The organism is Protaetiibacter larvae (assembly GCF_008365275.1).
GTDB lineage: Bacteria > Actinomycetota > Actinomycetes > Actinomycetales > Microbacteriaceae > Homoserinibacter > Homoserinibacter larvae.
Genome location: NZ_CP043504.1, coordinates 2,370,071 through 2,387,588 on the forward strand (window position 1 = coordinate 2,370,071; position 17,518 = coordinate 2,387,588).

Annotated in this window: 14 protein-coding genes; 2 read left to right on the forward strand and 12 right to left on the reverse strand. The window is 72.3% G+C overall.

The window, feature by feature from the left end; all coding sequences use genetic code 11:
• Nucleotides 1-7: 7 nt before the first annotated feature.
• The 6 genes from gatA to FLP23_RS11245 form a co-directional block, all read right to left on the reverse strand.
• Nucleotides 8-1,519, reverse strand: coding sequence for an Asp-tRNA(Asn)/Glu-tRNA(Gln) amidotransferase subunit GatA (gene gatA / locus FLP23_RS11220; protein ID WP_149325935.1), 1,512 nt, complete (start codon nt 1,517-1,519; stop codon nt 8-10).
• Entirely contained in the window at nt 1,516-1,815 is a 300-nt protein-coding gene (gatC, locus tag FLP23_RS11225; RefSeq protein ID WP_149325936.1) for an Asp-tRNA(Asn)/Glu-tRNA(Gln) amidotransferase subunit GatC, read from the reverse strand. The genes gatA and gatC overlap by 4 nt, the downstream gene beginning before the upstream one ends.
• Nucleotides 1,816-1,844: 29 nt before the next feature.
• A complete protein-coding gene (locus tag FLP23_RS11230; RefSeq protein ID WP_168200437.1) occupies nt 1,845-3,239 on the reverse strand; it encodes an alpha/beta hydrolase in 1,395 nt (464 codons plus the stop codon).
• A gap of 63 nt (nt 3,240-3,302) precedes the next feature.
• Nucleotides 3,303-5,609, reverse strand: a complete 2,307-nt coding sequence (gene ligA, locus FLP23_RS11235; RefSeq protein WP_149325938.1) for an NAD-dependent DNA ligase LigA — start codon at nt 5,607-5,609, stop codon at nt 3,303-3,305.
• Between the two features lie 119 nt (nt 5,610-5,728).
• Nucleotides 5,729-6,832 (reverse strand): tRNA 2-thiouridine(34) synthase MnmA, encoded by a 1,104-nt coding sequence (mnmA, locus tag FLP23_RS11240; RefSeq protein WP_149325939.1) that lies wholly within the window; start codon nt 6,830-6,832, stop codon nt 5,729-5,731.
• Nucleotides 6,833-7,072: 240 nt separating this feature from the next.
• Nucleotides 7,073-8,221 (reverse strand): cysteine desulfurase family protein, encoded by a 1,149-nt coding sequence (locus FLP23_RS11245; RefSeq protein WP_149325940.1) that lies wholly within the window; start codon nt 8,219-8,221, stop codon nt 7,073-7,075.
• 77 nt (nt 8,222-8,298) lie between these two features.
• Between FLP23_RS11245 and glgX the strand changes: the two genes are divergently transcribed.
• Together glgX and ybaK are read left to right on the forward strand one after the other, a co-directional pair.
• The gene (glgX, locus tag FLP23_RS11250) at nt 8,299-10,344 is read left to right on the forward strand and encodes a glycogen debranching protein GlgX (protein ID WP_149325941.1); all 2,046 of its coding nucleotides are present in this window, start codon (nt 8,299-8,301) and stop codon (nt 10,342-10,344) included.
• Nucleotides 10,344-10,823, forward strand: a complete 480-nt coding sequence (ybaK, locus tag FLP23_RS11255) for a Cys-tRNA(Pro) deacylase (protein ID WP_149325942.1) — start codon at nt 10,344-10,346, stop codon at nt 10,821-10,823. The genes glgX and ybaK overlap by 1 nt, the downstream gene beginning before the upstream one ends.
• Nucleotides 10,824-11,031: 208 nt before the next feature.
• On the opposite strand, the gene FLP23_RS11260 is transcribed toward ybaK, so the two are convergent.
• The 6 genes from FLP23_RS11260 to FLP23_RS11285 all read right to left on the reverse strand — a co-directional run bounded on the left by FLP23_RS11260 (nt 11,032) and on the right by FLP23_RS11285 (nt 17,446).
• Nucleotides 11,032-11,211: an antitermination protein NusB gene (locus FLP23_RS11260; RefSeq protein ID WP_149325943.1), complete on the reverse strand. Its 180-nt coding sequence runs from the start codon at nt 11,209-11,211 to the stop codon at nt 11,032-11,034.
• A gap of 179 nt (nt 11,212-11,390) precedes the next feature.
• The gene (gene glgP, locus FLP23_RS11265) at nt 11,391-13,949 is read right to left on the reverse strand and encodes an alpha-glucan family phosphorylase (RefSeq protein WP_149325944.1); all 2,559 of its coding nucleotides are present in this window, start codon (nt 13,947-13,949) and stop codon (nt 11,391-11,393) included.
• A 35-nt stretch (nt 13,950-13,984) separates the two neighbouring features.
• Nucleotides 13,985-14,659, reverse strand: coding sequence for a signal peptidase I (locus tag FLP23_RS11270; protein WP_149325945.1), 675 nt, complete (start codon nt 14,657-14,659; stop codon nt 13,985-13,987).
• A 5-nt stretch (nt 14,660-14,664) separates the two neighbouring features.
• Nucleotides 14,665-15,456, reverse strand: coding sequence for a hypothetical protein (locus FLP23_RS11275; RefSeq protein ID WP_149325946.1), 792 nt, complete (start codon nt 15,454-15,456; stop codon nt 14,665-14,667).
• Nucleotides 15,457-15,509: 53 nt separating this feature from the next.
• Nucleotides 15,510-16,904, reverse strand: coding sequence for a hypothetical protein (locus tag FLP23_RS11280; RefSeq protein WP_210413863.1), 1,395 nt, complete (start codon nt 16,902-16,904; stop codon nt 15,510-15,512).
• The gene (locus FLP23_RS11285; protein WP_149325948.1) at nt 16,904-17,446 is read right to left on the reverse strand and encodes a hypothetical protein; all 543 of its coding nucleotides are present in this window, start codon (nt 17,444-17,446) and stop codon (nt 16,904-16,906) included. Before FLP23_RS11285 ends, FLP23_RS11280 begins: the two co-directional genes overlap by 1 nt.
• Between the last annotated feature and the right edge of the window lie 72 nt (nt 17,447-17,518).

The following is a 17,518-nucleotide window of genomic DNA, read 5'->3' on the forward strand; positions in this document are numbered from 1 at the left end:
ATCGTTTCTAGGAGAGGCGGAGGTCGGGGGCCTGGGCGAGCAGCGGGCCACCCCACTGCGCCTCGAGGAGTTGCTCGAGGGCCGCACCCACGGTGTACAGGCGCGCATCCTCGCGGGCGGGCGCCATGAACTGGATGCCGACCGGCAGGCCGTCCTCCTCGGCGAGCCCCGACGGCAGCGAGATGCCGGGCACGCCTGCGAGGTTCGCGGGGATCGTCGTCAAATCGTTGAGGTACATCGCGAGCGGGTCGTCGACCTTCGAGCCGAGCGGGAACGCCGTGGTGGGCGCCGACGGCGTCGCCAGCACATCCACCCGCTCGAAGGCGGCCGAGAAGTCGCGCTGGATGAGGGTGCGCACCTTCTGCGCCGAGCCGTAGTACGCGTCGTAGTAGCCGGCCGAGAGGGCGTAGGTGCCGAGGATGATGCGGCGCTTCACCTCGTCGCCGAAGCCCGCCTCCCGGGTCGCCGACATGACGTCCTCGACGGTGGCCTGGCCATCCGGGGTGACGCGCAGCCCGAACCGCACCGAGTCGAACTTGGCCAGGTTGCTGGAGGCCTCGGCCGGGAGGATCAGGTAGTACGCGGCGATCGCGTACTGGAAGCTCGGCGCCGACACCTCGACGAGCTCCGCGCCCTGCGCCTCAAGCAGCGCGAGCGACTCCTGGAACCGCGCCACGACGCCCGGCTGGAAGCCCTCGCCACCCGCCAGCTCCGAGACGACGCCGACGCGCAGCCCCTTCACGGCGCCCTCGCGCCGGCCCGCGCGCGCGGCGTCCGCGAACGACGGCCACGCATCCGGGATCGACGTGGAGTCGCGCGGGTCGTGGCCGCCGATCACGTCGTGCAGCAGGCCCGCGTCGAGCACCGTACGCGTCACGGGACCGACCTGGTCGAGCGAGGAGGCGAGCGCGATCGCGCCGTAGCGCGAGACCCCGCCGTAGGTGGGCTTCACCCCCACCGAACCGGTCACGGCCGCCGGCTGGCGGATCGAGCCGCCCGTGTCGGAGCCGAGCGCGAGCGGCGCCTCGAAGGCCGCGACGGCCGCGGCCGAGCCGCCGCCGGATCCGCCGGGGATGCGCGACAGATCCCACGGGTTGTGGGTGTTGCCGTAGGCGGAGTGCTCGGTGGAGGAGCCCATCGCGAACTCGTCCATGTTGGTCTTGCCGAGCGGCACGAGACCCGCAGCCCGCAGCCGCGCGACCACCGTCGCGTCGTACGGCGGGATCCAGCCCTCGAGTATCTTGGAGCCCGAGGTGGACGGCATGTCGAGCGTGCAGAGCACGTCCTTGATGGCGACCGGCACGCCTGCCAGGCCGGAGGCGGTGCCCGCCGCGCGGGCGGCATCCACGGCGGCCGCGGTGTCGAGTGCCGCCGCATTGAGGTGCAGGAATGCGTGCACCTCGCCGTCGACGGCGGCGATGCGGTCGAGGTGCGCCTTCGTCACCTCGACGCTCGACACCTCGCGGGCGTCCAGCAGTCCGGAGAGTTCGGCGGCGGAGAGCCGCGTGAGGTCGCTCACTGCTCCTCCCCCAGGATCGAGGTCACCTTGAAGAAGTCGCCGTCGCGCTCCGGGGCACCCGCGAGCGCCTGGTCGGGGGTGAGCGTCTCGCCCACGACATCCGGACGGGTCACGGTGCCGAGCGCGATCGGGTGGCTCGTGGCCGGCACCTCCGGGGTGGCGACGGCCCGCACGGTCGCGACCGCGTCGACGATCTGGCTCAGCTCCCCGGTCAGACGCTGCACCTCGTCATCGGTGAGCCCGATGCGCGCGAGGTGCGCGAGGTGGCGCACGACTTCCGGAGTGATCTCAGACACGACCTCCATCCTAGAAGCCGTCGCGGGGGTCACCGGGCGAGTCGCCGCCCGCTGGACGGCGCATCGCCCGAGGCGAGGCCCGTCACCTGGGTGCCCTCGCCGATGCCGATGAGGGCGAGGTTGCGCAGCGAAGTCGAGCCCGGCGCGAAGTAGTCGTTGTGGGTGACGGCGCCGCCGAGGCGCGCGCCCGTCAGCGGATCCCGACCGGCGGCGACCGAGAAGCGGTGCGCGCCGTAGCTCGTGGATGCCGGCTGGCTGCCGAACACCCCCGACGCGGGGATCGGATCCCAGTCGGCGGCCCCCACCCAGACGTTGCCGTCGACCACATGCAGCTCGCTCACGTTGCGCGCCGGGCTGCCGGGCGAGCCGACGAGCGCGAGCGCATCCACGCTCACCTCGTTCTCCTCCAGCGCGAGCAGCGCGGCGGTCGACCCGTAGGAGTGGGCGACGACACTGAGGTACGGCTGAGCGGACCCGCGGCTCGCGCGAAGCCCCTCGAGGGTCGCCGTGAGCGCGTCGCGACCTTCGCGCGCGAGCTCCATCGAGGCGACGTTCACGAGGCTCGGGGTGCGGTACCCGATCCAGGCGACCGCTGCGACGGTGGCGTGCTCCTCGGGCTTGAGGCGATCGAGCCACTCCTCCTGACCGTCCACGAAGGCCTCCGCGGTGTCGGCCCAGGCCACGATCTGCGCGTCGACTCCGAAGAACATCCCCGGCACGAGGAAGCTCACGTAGTCGGCGCGCGCGAGGTCGCCGATCGCGATGACGGCGCGGCCCTCGCCGTCGGCGTCGAGACCGATCAGCCGGCGCACGTGCCCGTCGCGGGAGGACAGCGCCGCACGCACCTGGTCGAGCATGTGACGGCGCGTCTCCAGCTCGTCGCGCTCGGCGCGCCCCACGTGTCCGGCGAGCGTGTCGTCGAGCGCGGCGACGGCCCCGCGAAGAGCGGTACGGTTCGCGGAGTCGCGGACCGCGAACGGCACGCCCTCCAGGTTGCCGAGGAGCTTCGGGGAGAGCTCGGCGAGTGCCGTACGGCTGCCGGCCGGGGTCGCGGCCCACCAGTCGGCCACCTCGCGCGCCGACGGGGGCGACGCGAGCAGCTCGGCGACGGCCGTCGGATGGGAGGCGAGGAAGCGACGCACCTCGGAGCGCGGCAGCTCGCCGAAGCGGTCGAGGAGGGCGATGCCGTGCAGTTGGTCGATGGGTGTCGACGGCCCGGCGACCGCCGAGGCACCACGGCCTGCGGGGGCGAGGATCGGGTCCGGTGCGGCGGCGGGCGCCTGCCCGACCGCGGCCACGAGATCCACGGAGGCGATGGGACCTGCGGGCATGACGAAAGCCCCGGTGAGGAGCACCGGGGTCACCAGCAGTGCGGCGATCTCGATCAGCTGATTGCCTTCCCAGTGACTCTCAGCAGCGGACAACTTATTCTACCGCCGGAATGGGGGCGGCTCGCGATCCGGAAATACAGGCGTTACCTGAACCGTTCAGCCGAGGATCGACGGACCCTCGGCGAGGAAGCGGCTGAAATCGTCCGCCTCGATCACCGGGATGCCGAGCTCGGCGGCCTTCGTGGCCTTGGACCCGGCGCCCGGCCCGATCACCACATAGTCGGTCTTCTTGCTCACGCTCGAGGCGGCCTTGCCCCCCGCGGCGATCACGGCCTCCTGCGCGCCGTCGCGGGAATGCTCCGGCATGGACCCCGTGACGACGATCGTGAGGCCGGAGAGCGGCCCGTCGATCGCCGCGGCCCGCCCGGGTCCCGGATGCCCCGGGGTGGCCCACGGAACCCCCGCCGCGGCCCAGCGCTCCACGATCTCGAGGTGCCAATCCACCGTGAACCAGTCGAGCACCGCATCGGCGATGATGCCGCCCACGCCGTCCACGGCGGCGAGCTCGTCACGGGTGGCGGAGCGGATGGCGGCGAGCGAGCCGAACCAGTCGGCGAGGGCGCGCGCGGCCACCGGCCCCACGTGGCGGATGTTGAGGGCGACGAGGAAGCGCCAGAGCTCCTTCGACTTCGCCTTCTCGAGCTCGTCGAGCAGCGTCTTCGCCGCCTCGGACGGTCCCTCGATCGCGGGCTGGTCCTTGCGGGCCTGCTGAACGATCTTGCGGAACGGGGTGCGGGTGTCGAGCGAGCCGTCGTCGAGCCGTTTGCGCTCACCCGTCTCCACGTCGCGCACCACGACCTCGATCGGCATGAGCTGCTCGAGGGTGAGGTCGAACAGCCCCGCCTCCGTCTCGAGCGGGGCCGGCTTCGGACTCTCGGGCTGGGTGAGCGCCGCCGCCCCCACCTCGCCGAGGCCCTCGATGTCGAGCGCCCCGCGCGATCCGATGTGCTCGACACGCCCCCGCACCTGCGCGGGGCAGGCGCGGGCGTTCGGGCAGCGCAGGTCGATGTCGCCCTCCTTGGCGGGCGCGAGCGGCGTACCGCATTCGGGGCAGTTCGCGGGCATCACGAACTCGCGCTCGGTGCCGTCGCGCAGTTCGACCACCGGACCGAGCACCTCGGGGATCACATCCCCCGCCTTGCGCAGCACCACGGTGTCGCCGATCAGCACGCCTTTCGCCTTCACGACGTCCTGGTTGTGGAGGGTGGCCTGCCGCACGGTGGACCCCGACACGCGCGCCGGCTCCATGACGGCGAACGGGGTGGCCCGGCCGGTGCGCCCGACCGAGACGACGATGTCGAGCAGCCGCGTCTGCACCTCCTCCGGAGGGTACTTGTACGCGATTGCCCAGCGCGGGGCACGGCTCGTGGCGCCGAGCTCGTCGTGGAGGGCGAGCTCGTCGACCTTCACGACGATGCCGTCGATCTCGTGCTCGACATCGTGGCGATGCTCACCGTAGTGGGCGACGTAGGCGAGCACGCCGTCGACATCCGCGCTCACCGGGCTGTACGGGGTGGTCGGCAGTCCCCAGCCGCGCAGGATGTCGTACACCTCGCTCTGGGCGGCGACCGGCGGGTCGGGCCAGGCGCCGATGCCGTGCACGAACAGGCGCAGCGCACCGATGCGGGCGAGCGCGGCCTCGAGCTCGAGGCCGTCCTTCTTGTCGAGCTGCTGGCGGAGACCGCCGGATGCCGCGTTGCGCGGGTTGGCGAAAGCCGGGAAGCGGCGTGCGGCCGAGAGCCGCGCCCGCTCCTCGTCGAAGGCGGCGGAGCGGCCCTTCGCGCGCTCGGCGGATTCCGCGAAGGCGCGCTCGCGCAGTTCGGCCTGCAGCTCGTTGAGGCGCTCGAAGGCGGCGACCGGGATGAACACCTCGCCCCGCACCTCCACGAGCGCGGGGTGCCCCTCCCCCGCGAGACGTGCGGGCACATCCGCGAGACGCAGGGCGTTCTCGGTGACGAGCTCGCCGACGCGTCCGTCGCCGCGGGTGGCAGCCGAGGTGAGCACGCCGTGCTCGTAACGCAGGTTGAGGGCGAGGCCGTCGATCTTGAGCTCGGTGAGCCACGAGACGGGTCGCGCCGCGGCGTCCGCGGTCTTCACGCACCAGTCGCGCAGCTCGTCGGGCGAGAACACGTTGTCGAGGCTCAGCATCCGCTCGGCGTGCTCGATCGTGGCGAGGCCGCCCGTGCTCGTGCCTGCGCCGACCGTCTGGGTGGGCGAGTCCTGGCTCTGCAGCTCGGGGAACAGGCGCTCGAGCTCTTCGAGGCGGTGCATGAGGGCGTCGTATTCGGAGTCGGCGACGAGCGTGGTGTCGCGCGCGTAGTACGCCTCGCGCAGTTCGAGGATGCGGGCGGTGAGCTGTTCGGCCTCGGCGTGGGCCGCCTGCAGCTCGGATCCGGTTGCCACCCGCTCAGCCTATTGCGGACCCCCGACGCGCGATCGGGTCCATGGCGCGGCTGGAGCTGCGACCGCACGGCGGGGGGCGTTTCCCCCGCCGTCGTGGCGCGGCTCCAGCCGCGCCACGATCACGCGCGGGCGGGCACGGCGGAGACGGTGCGGTCGATCGTGGTCTGGCCGACGACGCGCGTGCCGACGTAGACCACCGCGGTCTGCCCCGGGGCGACCCCCTCGAGCGGGGCGTCGACGCGGACGACGAGCTCGCCGCCCTCCACCCGTGCCGTCGCGGCGACCGGCTCGGCGTGGGCGCGCACCTGCACCTCGCACGCGAAACCGTCCACCGCATCCGCGGGCGCGATGCCGGCCCAGCTGAACCGGGATCCGGCGAGCTCGGAGATCGCGAGCGCCTCCTTCGGGCCGACGATCACCTCGTTCGTCTTCGGACGCACCTCGAGCACGAAACGCGGGCGGCCATCCGCCGAGGGGTAGCCGATGTTCAACCCCTTGCGCTGGCCGACCGTGAAGGCGGCCGCGCCGGGATGGGTGCCGAGCCGCGTGCCGTCACGGTCGAGGATCGGACCCTCCTCGGCGCCGACCCGCTCGGCGAGCCAGCCGCGGGTGTCGCCGTCGGGGATGAAGCAGATGTCGTGGCTGTCAGGCTTCGCCGCCACCGAGAGCCCGCGCGCCTCGGCCTCCGCCCGCACCTCCGCCTTCGACGGGGTCGCGCCCAGCGGGAACCACGCGTGCTCCAGCTGCTCGGTCGTGAGCACGCCGAGCACGTACGACTGATCCTTCGCCCACGCGGCGGCGCGGTGCAGCTCGACGCCGTCCGGACCCCGCCGCACCTCGGCGTAGTGCCCGGTGACGACCGCGTCGAAGCCGAGCGCGAGCGCCTTCTCGAGCAGGGCCGCGAACTTGATGCGCTCGTTGCAGCGCATGCAGGGGTTGGGGGTGCGGCCGGCGGCGTACTCGGCCACGAAGTCGTCGATCACGTCGTCGCGGAAGCGCTCCGAGAAGTCCCAGACATAGAAGGGGATGCCGAGCTTCGCGGCGGCGCGGCGGGCATCCATCGAGTCCTCGATCGTGCAGCAGCCGCGGGATCCGGTGCGCAGCGTTCCCGGGGCGCGGCTGAGGGCGAGGTGCACGCCCACCACCTCGTGGCCGGCCTCGACGGCGCGCGCCGCCGCGACGGCGCTGTCGACGCCGCCGCTCATCGCCGCCAGGATCCGCATGCCTCCAGGGTACGCGGGGTTGCCCCCGCGGCGGTCCTCTCCCGGGTCGGAGGCCTGGCGTCCCATCTCACGGAGTCCGGCAACCGGAATCAAGGAGCAGACTCGGAAACGGGGCATCTTCCGCCACACTGCTCGACTCGCGTCACCCCGGCTCCTTGAGATGGGATGCGCCGCTCCTTGAGATGGGAGGGCGGGCTCCTTGAGATGGGAGGGCGGGAGGCGATACCCCGGCGGCGGCGGTCAGCCCGCCACCAGCCGGGCCCGGGCGACCGCGGCGGGGAGCGCCGCGAGCAGGACGTCGACGTCGGCATCCGTCGAGTCGTGGCCGAGGGTGACCCGGATGGCGCCTCGCGCTTCGCGCTCCGACACCCCCATCGCGAGCAGCACATGCGACAGCTCCGGGACGCCCGCCTGGCAGGCCGACCCGGTCGAGACGGCGACCCCGGCCGCGTCGAGCAGATACAGCAGGGCGTCACCATCGGCGCCCGCGAAGGTGAAGTGGGCGTTCCCGGGCAGGCGGCCGGCCGCCTCGGGATCCCCGCGGAGCGTGGCCCCCTCGACCGAGCCGAGCACGCCCGCGACGAGCCGGTCGCGCAGCGCCGCGACCCCATCGAGAGGCAGCGCCGCCTGCGCCCGCGCGGCCGCCACCCCGAACGCCACCGCACCGGCCGCATCCTGCGTGCCGGACCGTCCGCGCTGCTGGTCCCCACCGTGCAGCAGCGCCTCCACCTTCGCCGTGCGGGCCAGCGCGAGCGCCCCGATGCCCACTGGCCCGCCGATCTTGTGCGCCGACACCGAGACGGCATCCGCGCCCACCGCGTGCACGTCGATCGGCAGCTGTCCATACGCGGCGATCGCGTCCAGGTGCACGGGCACGCCCCGGGCATGCGCCGCCGCCACGATCTCGGCGACCGGCTGCACCGTGCCCACCTCGTTGTTGGCCCACAACGCCGTCACGAGCGCCACGTCGTCGCCGGCCGCCGCGAGCGCCGCCCCCAGCTGGTCGAGGCGGACGCGCCCCAGAGCGTCGAGCTCGATCCACTCGACCACCGCGCCCTCGTGCCGCACGAGCCACTCGACGGCGTCGATCGTGGCGTGGTGCTCGCCGCGGGGGGCGATGATCGTGCGGCGTCCCGGCTGCGCCCAGAAGATCCCCTTGATGCCGAGGTTCACCGACTCGGTGCCGCCACCGGTCAGCACCACCTCGACCGGGTCGACGCCGAGCGAACGGGCAACGGCCTCCCGACCCGACTCGAGCAGCTCACGGGCCGCTTGACCGGGACCATGGATGGACGCCGGGTTCCCCACCAGCCGCAGCGCGTCGCTGTAGGCCGCGAGCACCTCCTCCGGCATCGGCGAGGTCGCGGCGTGGTCGAGGTAGACCGCCATCCCCGCCTCCTTCCGGCACCGCCCGCACCGTCGGCCGCGTTACAAAGCCGACATGCGCACGTCCTAACCTAGAGGGCATGTCGCCCGTGGACTCGCTGAGGAACCTCGGTGTGCACCTCACCTCCCGCGGCGGCGAGATCCGGGTCTGGAGCGAGAACGCGACCACGATCGAGCTGTGCATCTTCGACGCCAAGGACTCCGGATGGGTGTCGAAGCGGGTGCCGCTCACCCGCGGTGACGACGACGTCTGGAGCGCGACCACCCGATCGCTCACCGCCGGCACCTCCTACGCGTTGAGCGTCGACGGTCCGAAAGGCCCCACCCACGCCTTCGATCCCGAGCGCTACCTGCTCGACCCCTACGCGCGGGGCCTCGCCCGGACCCCGGACGGCGGATGGCGCAGCTACGTGCAGGACGGCGCCTTCGACTGGGAGGGGGTCGAGAAGCCGCGCATCGGCCTCGACCACACGGTGATCTACGAGGCGCACGCGAAGGGGCTCACCAAGCTCAACCCGGAGCTGCCCGAGGAATTGCGCGGCACCTACGCCGGCCTCGCGCACCCTGCGACGATCGGCTACCTGAAGGATCTCGGCATCACCACGGTCGAGTTGCTGCCGATCCATCAGTTCGTCTCCGAGCAGCGCCTCACCAAGATGGGGCTCGTCAACTACTGGGGCTACAACACCCTCAACTTCTTCACCCCGCACGCCGCCTACGCGAGCCGCGAGGCGCAGTTCGGCGGCACGGGGGCGGTGCTGCGGGAGTTCAAGACGATGGTGAAGAGCCTGCATGAGGCGGGCCTCGAGGTCGTGCTCGACGTCGTCTACAACCACACCTCCGAGGAGGGCCCGGGCGGGCCCACGAGCTCGTTCCGCGGCATCGACAACGCCGGCTACTACCGGCAGACCGCCGACGGCCACTACATCGACACCACCGGCTGCGGCAACACCCTCGACTACAGCCGGGCGGTCACGCAGCGGCTCGTGCTCGACTCGCTGCGCTACTGGGCCCGGGAGGTGCAGGTGGACGGCTTCCGCTTCGACCTCGCCGCCACCCTCGGACGCGGCAAGGACGCCTCCTTCTCGGCCGACCATCCGCTGCTCCACGCGATCATCGACGACCCGGAGCTCGCGGACACGAAGCTCATCGCCGAACCCTGGGATGTCGGCATCGGCGGCTGGCAGGTGGGCGGCTTCCCCGACGGCTGGTCGGAGTGGAACGACGGCTACCGCGACCGGATGCGCAACTTCTGGCTGCGCGACATCGCCCGCGCCCGCGAGACCGGCACCGCGAGCGAAGGTATCGGCTCCCTCGCCCGACGCCTGGCCGGTTCGAACCACGTCTTCTCGCTCGAGCGCGGACCGCTCGCGAGCGTCAACTTCATCACCGCGCACGACGGCTTCACGGCCGCCGACCTGGTGGCCTACGACCGCAAGCACAACCTCGGCAACGGCGAGAACAACCGCGACGGGTCCAGCGACAACAAGTCGTGGAACCACGGCGTCGAAGGGCCGACACCCGATCCGGTGATCCAGGCCACCCGGCGCAAGGCGGTGCGCAACCTGCTCGGCACCCTGCTCCTCTCGGCGGGCATCCCCATGCTGACCGCGGGCGACGAGTTCGGGCGCACCCAGCGCGGCAACAACAACGCCTACTGCCACGACTCGGAGCTCACCTGGGTGAGCTGGGATCGCAGCGAGTGGCAGCAGGATCTGTACGAGGTCGTGCAGACCCTCATCCGCTTGCGCCGCGAGAACCCCGCCCTGCGCCCGGTGCGCTTCGGGCGCTGGGGCGAGACCACGCCGTCCGCGAGCCAGATGGACTGGTACAACAAGGACGGCGAGACCATGACCCTGGAGGATTGGGACTCGCCCGAGGAGCGCACGCTGCAGTACCTGGCGGCGTCGACGCCCGAGTTCGAGGCGTTCAACCGCATCCTGCTGGTCGTGCACGGCCTCGAGACGGATGTCACGGTGACGCTGCCCGCGCACGAGGGCGTCGAGCGCTACACCCTGCTGTGGGATTCGGGCCACGACGACATCTCCGGCATCGCGGGCGTGCACCATCCGGGCGAGGAGCTCGCGATGTCGCCCACCTCGATGCTGCTGTTCCGGGCGGACTGATGGCGGGCGGCACCCCCGCGACGGTCGCGCTCACCGCGGCGGGCATCGCGTTCAGCGAGCACGCCTACCATCACGATCCGGCGAATCGGGATTTCGGGCTGGAGGCCGCGACGGCGCTCGGCGTGGACGCGGACCAGGTGTTCAAGACGCTGCTCGCCGAGGTCGACGGGCGGCTCGTGGTGGGGATCGTGCCGGTGACGGGCAAGCTCGATCTGAAGGCGCTTGCGGCTGCGGTCGGCGGGAGGAAGGCCGCGATGGCGGACCCCGCGCTGGCCGAACGCCGCACCGGGTATGTTGTGGGCGGCATCAGCCCGATCGGGCAGAAGACCCGCCACGAGACGGTGCTCGACGAGACGGCGGAGCTCTGGGATGTGGTCTACGTCTCGGGCGGACGCCGCGGCTTCGACATCGGCCTCGCCCCGGCGGACCTCGTGTGGGTCACCGGCGCGGTGCTCGCCGACATCGCGACCGCCCGCTGACGTCAGGCGCCGGCCGCGCCGGCTGCGCGCGCCGCGCGCTGCGCGTGCCGCGTGCTGCGCGTGCCGCGTGCTGCGCGTGCCGCGACTCAGGACATCCGCATCCTTCGGCGCCATCTGCCCGCGGATCCCTGCGATCTCCTGAGTTGCGAAATCGCCGGCCCGCGGCTCCTGAGTGGCGGAAACGGCGCGGCAGGGCCGACGGATGCCGTCAGGCGGTCTTGCGACCCGCGATCGCGAGCACGAGCGAGGCGATCGGGGCGAAGAACAGCGAGAACAGGAAGTAGCCCAGCCGGGAACGATCGAGCGCCGCCGCGAGCGCCGTGTTCACGAACACGATCGAGAACCAGACGCCGCCCAGGCTGGCGCCGAGCGCCGAGTAGTCAGTCATGGGGTCAGGCTAGCGGCGCATCCACGCGCGTCACGACCCGCCCATCCGTGCGAGAAATGCAGGAGAAATGCGGATGCGGTCGGGTCGCGGCCCGCGCCAACAGGTGCGGGCTCGCAGAACTCCTGCATTTCTGAGGGGGCGGACGCGTTTCGAGATCCGCCGGATCGAGCCCGTCGAGATCACCCCGCGAGCGCGACGAGCCCGAGCTCGGCGTCGGAGGCGAGCAGGGCGTTGCGCGGCACGACGCGCACCGTGTACCCGAAGCCGCCGGCACGCTCGAAGGTCACCGAGCCGGTGTACACCGCGGGCTTGCCGAGGTCGTAGCTCTCGAGCTCGAGCGGCACGACGTGCACCTCGGTGAGCTCCTCGCTCGACCGCGGCCGGCCGTGCACGAGCTCGACCACGACATCCGTCGGGGCGAGATCGCCGAGCTCCACGAAAGCGCGCACCCGCAGCTCCTCCCCCACGTGCGGTGAGGCGTCGACGCCGCCCGACTCGACGTGCGCCACGTGCACCTCAGGCCAGGAGGCGCGCACGTGGGCGATCCACGCGGCGAGCGCACGCGCGGGCGCGGCGTCGTCGGCGGTGACGGTGTGCTCGGCGGCGGCGGCCGGCAGGTACAGCCGCTCGACGTACTCGCGCACCATGCGGTCCGCCGAGAGCGCGGGCGACAGGGTGGCGAGGGTGTGGCGGATGTCGGCCACCCAGGCGGTCGGCACGCCGTCGGCGCCGCGGTCGTAGAAGCGCGGCGCGATCTGGTGCTCGATGAGGTCGTACATGGCGGCGGCCTCGAGCGCGTCGCGCTCGGCGGCGTCGCCCGCGGAGTCGGCGGACGGGATCGCCCAGCCGTTGTGCTCGTCCTGGAACTCGGCCCACCAGCCGTCGAGGATCGACAGGTTGAGCGAGCCGTTGAGGGCGGCCTTCATGCCCGAGGTGCCGCACGCCTCGAGCGGGCGCAGCGGGTTGTTGAGCCACACGTCGCAGCCCGGGTAGAGCTTCTGCGCCATGCCGATGTCGTAGTCGGGCAGGAACACGATCCGGCCGCGCACCTCGGGATCCTGCGAGAACTCGATGAGCTGCTGGATGAGGCGCTTGCCGCCGTCGTCGGCGGGATGCGACTTGCCGGCGACGACGAGCTGCACGGGACGCTCGGGGTCGGTGAGCAGCGCGCGGAGCCGGCCGGGGTCCTGCAGCATGAGGGTGAGGCGCTTGTAGGTGGGCACCCGGCGCGCGAAGCCGATCGTGAGCACCTCGGGCGACAGCAGCTCGCGGTACCAGATCGGCGCGGCGACGCCGGGGTTCTGCTCGGCCCAGGCGGTTGTCATCCGGCGGCGGGCGTCGTGCACGAGCTGCTCGCGGAGCCGGCCGCGCAGCTCCCAGATCTCGGCATCGCTGACGGCATCCGAGGTCCAGTCGCAGCTCGTGGCGTCGGCGCTGCCGAGCCGCGACTCGGCGAGCTCGCGCAGTTGAGGGTCGGTCCAGGTGGCGGGATGCACGCCGTTGGTGATGGAGGTGATGGGCACGTCGGCGGCGTCGAATCCGGGCCAGAGGAAGCCGAACATGTGGCGGCTGACGCGACCGTGCAGCTGCGACACGCCGTTGGCGCGCTGGGCGAGCCGCAGACCCATGACGGCCATGTTGAAGGTGCCCGGGGTGCCGCCGGGATAGTCCTCGGCGCCGAGCGCGAGCACGTCGACGACGTCCACGCCCGGCAGCAGGTCGGTGGAGAAGTACCGCTGCACGAGCGGCGCCTCGAAGCGGTCGATGCCGGCCGGCACCGGGGTGTGGGTGGTGAAGACGGTGCCCGCCCGTACCACCTCGATCGCCTCCGCGAAGGAGAGCCCGTCGCCGACGAGCTCGCGGGCGCGCTCGAGGCCGAGGAAGCCCGCGTGGCCTTCGTTGAGGTGGAACACCTCGGGGGCCGGGATGCCGGCGAGTCGCGTGTAGATGCCCACGGCTCGCGCGCCGCCGATGCCGAGCAGCAGCTCCTGCAGCAGGCGGTGCTCGCCTCCGCCGCCGTAGAGGCGATCGGTGACGGTGCGCAGCTCCTCCGAGTTCTCGGGGATGTCGGTGTCGAGCAGCAGCAGCGTCACTCGCCCCACCGCGAGGCGCCAGATGCGCGCCGTGAGAGCCTTGCCGTCGGGCAGGGCGAGCACCACCTGGGCGGCGGCGCCGTCCGGTCCGCGCAGCACGCTCATCGGCAGGCCGTCGGGGTCGAGCACGGGGTAGCTCTCGAGCTGCCATCCCTCCCGCGAGATCGACTGGTGGAAGTAGCCCGAACGGTAGAAGAGGCCCACGCCGACGATGGGCACGCCGAGGTCGGAGGCCGACTTGAGGTGGTCGCCGGCCAGGATGCCGAGACCCCCCGAGTACTGCGGGAGGGCGTCCGCGATGCCGAACTCGGGCGAGAAGTACGCGATCGTGGCGGGCGCGTCGGGGCCGAGGCCCTGGTACCAGCGCGGCTCGCTGAGGTAGGCGCGCAACTCGTCGCGGAGCGCCTCCGCGCGGGCGACGTAGGAGGTGTCGGCGGCGAGCTCGCCGAGCCGCGCGGGCGGCACCTCGCCGAGGAGTCCGAAGGGGTCCTTGCCGAGTTCGTCCCAGAGCTCAGGGGCGATGTCGCGGAAGAGTTCGAGCGTCGGCTGGTGCCACGACCAGCGCAGGTTCGCGGCGAGCTCTTCGAGCGGCGCGAGGGCTTCGGGCAGGACGGTGCGGACGGTGAACCGACGGATGGCCTTCACCTGAACCACCCTAGGGGTGGCCGGTTACCGAGGGATTACGCAGGATCGTCGCCCGGGGGCGACGCGGGCGGCGCCGCGGCGGCGCGCTTCGTGCGGCGGCGATCGCGCACGCCCGCCGCGAACATCCAGGCGGCGTACGCGAACAGCACCCCCGCGAGCAGCGGCACGAGCCAGGCGCGCGACTCGCCGTTCAGCACGTTGTTGACCCAGCCGATGTACGGCACGGCGTACCAGAGCACACCCCGCACCTGGACGGCGGTGACGGGCTTGGGGTCGGGGGTGTTGTTGGCGTCGCCCTGGGTGGTGAAGGTGAGCTCGCCGGTGGCGCCGTCGATCGTGCGGGCGATGACCCGGTGGGTGACGACGGCGGGCTTGCCGGATTCGAGCTGGTAGGTGATGACGTCGCCGATGCGGATGTCCTCGGCGGGCGTCGGGCGGACCACGATGAAGGTGCCGGGCGGCAGGTGCGGCTGCATGGACCCGGTGAGCACCGTGAAGGTCGAGGATCCGGTGGCGATCGGCACGATCACGACGATGACCGCGAGGCCCAGCATGAACAGCAGGAGGCCCGCGCTCAGCCCGACACCGATGGCGCGGAACACGCTCGCGACGGGCCCGCGCTGGGCGGTCTCCTTCGGCGCCTTCGCGGCCCTCGGCGAGCCGCCCGTCTCGGCGGCGCGCGCCTCGCGGCGGGTCGGGAGCGGTTCCATGACTGTCATGATGTCAGGCGTTCGGCGAGGGCTTCGTCCATGACGGGCGCGACGGGTTCGTCCTGCTCTTCGTCCGTCCGGCGGCGGCGGGCGATGACGACGAACGCACTGCCGATGGCCGCGGCGACGATCGACACGATGAGCGTCGGCACGAGGGCGCGGCCCACGCCGGTTGCCCCGAGGGCATCGCCTCGCTGCGGGCTCGACGTCGCGGGGACGGACGGCGGGGTCGGTCCCGACGGGATGACCACGACGACGCCCGGATCCGGCGGGATGACCCCGCCGCCGGCTGCGCACGAGGGTGCGATGGCGGGCGCCGCGGCCTCGCTGAAGGCGAGCGCGTACACGAACTGCACGCTGCCGTTCTGCGCGGCGGGTCCCGTCGCGGCGGGGCTCAGCCGCACGGTGCTCGTGACGACGAGCTCCTCGCCCGGGAAGAGGATGCGGGTGGGCACGATGGGCGTGCACAAGGGGATGGAGCTGAAAGGCGTCGAGGAGAGTCCGAGCCCGTTCTGGTCGGCACCCCGGAGCGTGAAGCTGCCGCCGGTGGCGGAGTTCGACCAGCCCGCGTTGCTCAGCACGACCGCGACCCGGATGCCGGTGGTCTGCGCGTTGCGGATGCGGAACGTCGCCGAGCGCGAGTCACCCGGCACGAACACGAATCCGTCGTCGAAGAGGCCCGAGGGCACGGTCGAGGTCCAGGAGAGCCCGTCGTGGGAGAACTGCACCCCGGTGACCGTCGCGGCCTGGGCGGGGGCCGCCGCGCCCGCGAGCACGCCGACGGCGGCCATCGCCACGAGGAGTCCCATCCTCGCGCGAGGACCGCGGCGGCTGGATCCGGTGCGCACGGCTACCCGCACGAGATGTAGTTGGTGCCTGCGGCGATGATGATGGTGGCGGTACCGGTGAGGGTCGGAGTCGCCCCGCCGACCGACTGGTAGATCTCGAGCGTCTTCGGACCCGCCCCGAGCGTGCCCACCGGGATGGCGAGGGCACCGCCGCCCGGAGTGTAGAGGTTGACCTTGGTGTCCCAGCCGTTGGTGTGGTCGCCGATGAAGATCCCGCCCACATAGACCTTGTAGCTGACCTCGGCCTGGTACCCGGTGAGCACGGACCAGCTGTACTGCACCCAGTTCGACCCGTTCTGGGCGCTGCAGGTGAGGGTCACGGGTGCCGGCGCCGCGTTGGCGACGAGGGTGAAGCTGAAGCCCTGGCTCGCGAGCGCGTTGTCGCAGGTGGCGAGCGCGAGACGGTTGTTGGCCTGCACCTGGAGGCATTGGGTGCCGGGGGCGAAGCCGCTCACGAAGCGGTAGAGGCCGTCGGGTCGCTGCGTGATCGTCCAGCGCTGGGCGGCCACGTCGGAGGCGGTCGTGAGGTTGATGTTGGTCCCCGACACGACGTTCCAGCGCGCACCCGGGTTCGCGCCGGTGTTGTAGGCGCGGGCGATGTACTTGGTGTCGGCGTGGCCTGCGACGTCGAAGAGGCGCCACTGGCTGGTCTGCTCGTTGTTGCAGTCGCCGGCGATGGCGCCGCGCGAGAGGTCGTCGTACTGGTTCCAGCGGGTGCCGATGCACTGCCCCTGGTTGAAGATCTGGTAGCGGTTCGCCTCGTGCGAGACGAAGCCGGTGGCGGCCGCCACGGACTGGGCGAAGGCGAGGTTGGTGGCGGCGTTGCTCGTCCAGGTGCCGACGGTGACGCCGGTCTGCACGGTCGCCGCGAGTGAGGCTCCCGCGTTGGCGGTGACGTTCGCGGCCGTCATGGTCGTGCGCACGCAGAAGGTGAGAACCTGACCGGCCGTGATGGTGCCGCTCTTGGTGATGGGCGCGGCGAAGGTGCCGGTGGTCGAGTTGGTGAGCGTCGCGCCTGTCGTGCAGCTGGCGGCGGTGCCGATCTCGACGGCGACCGCGCCGCGAAGGGTGGCGGACGCGGAGGTCGCGCTGAGGACGAGGCTGTAGCTGCCGGTGCGGCTGCTCGTGTTGGTGACGGTGACCGTGCCGACCGCGACGGTGGTCGTCGCGTTGTACGTGACGGGAAGCGTCGGGGTGGTCGCGAAGGCGTGGGTGACCCCGACGGTCGCGGCGGTGGCGGTGGATCCCGCGGAGTCGTTCGCGGTCCACGCCGCCCAGGCGGCACCGGAGCCGATCACGGAGATGAGCGCGACGGCGCCCGCGACGGCCGAGAGCCGGAGGCGGGTGCGGAGCCTCCGGCGTTCGCGCGGGGTGCGGCGCTTGACTGCCCGGGACATCACGGCACCTGGGTTCCGGTGACGGTCACGTTGACGGCGGAGGTGCTTCCCGCTGCGGCACCCGCCACGAGGCGCACCTCGAGGCAGGCGGTCGTCGTGGCGCCGGCGGCGAGGGTGCCGAGCGAGGCGGCGGTCGTCGTGATCGACGCACCGCCCAGCGCGGTGCCGGGGCAGGCGCCCGGCGCGGTGCGCAGCTCGTAGCCGGCGGCCGTCGAGGTGCCCGTGGCGGAGAGGGTGAAGGGGACGTCGCCGAGGTTGGTGACGGTGAAGCTCTGACGGACGCTCTCGCCGACGAGCAGGTTGCTCCAGTTGGCGGCGGTGAAGCTCGCGGTGACGTCGAGCTCGGCCGAGCCGGTGGAGACGACGCCCGGGGTGACGGTGGCCGAGTCGACCCAGCTCGCGAGGCTTCCGCTCGAGAGGGCGACGACGGTGATGGTGGTTCCCGCGACGGCGGCGGCGGTGCCGAGCAGTCCGCGGGCGGTGTCCAGGGGACGCCGGGGTGCGCGGTGGCGAGCGCGTCGCTGCGGTTCGCGAGCGGACATGCGGATCACCACCTTTCGGATGTTGCGTGGAACGTAGGTGCGGGCCGGGAGCGCCGTGCGCTCCCGGCCCGC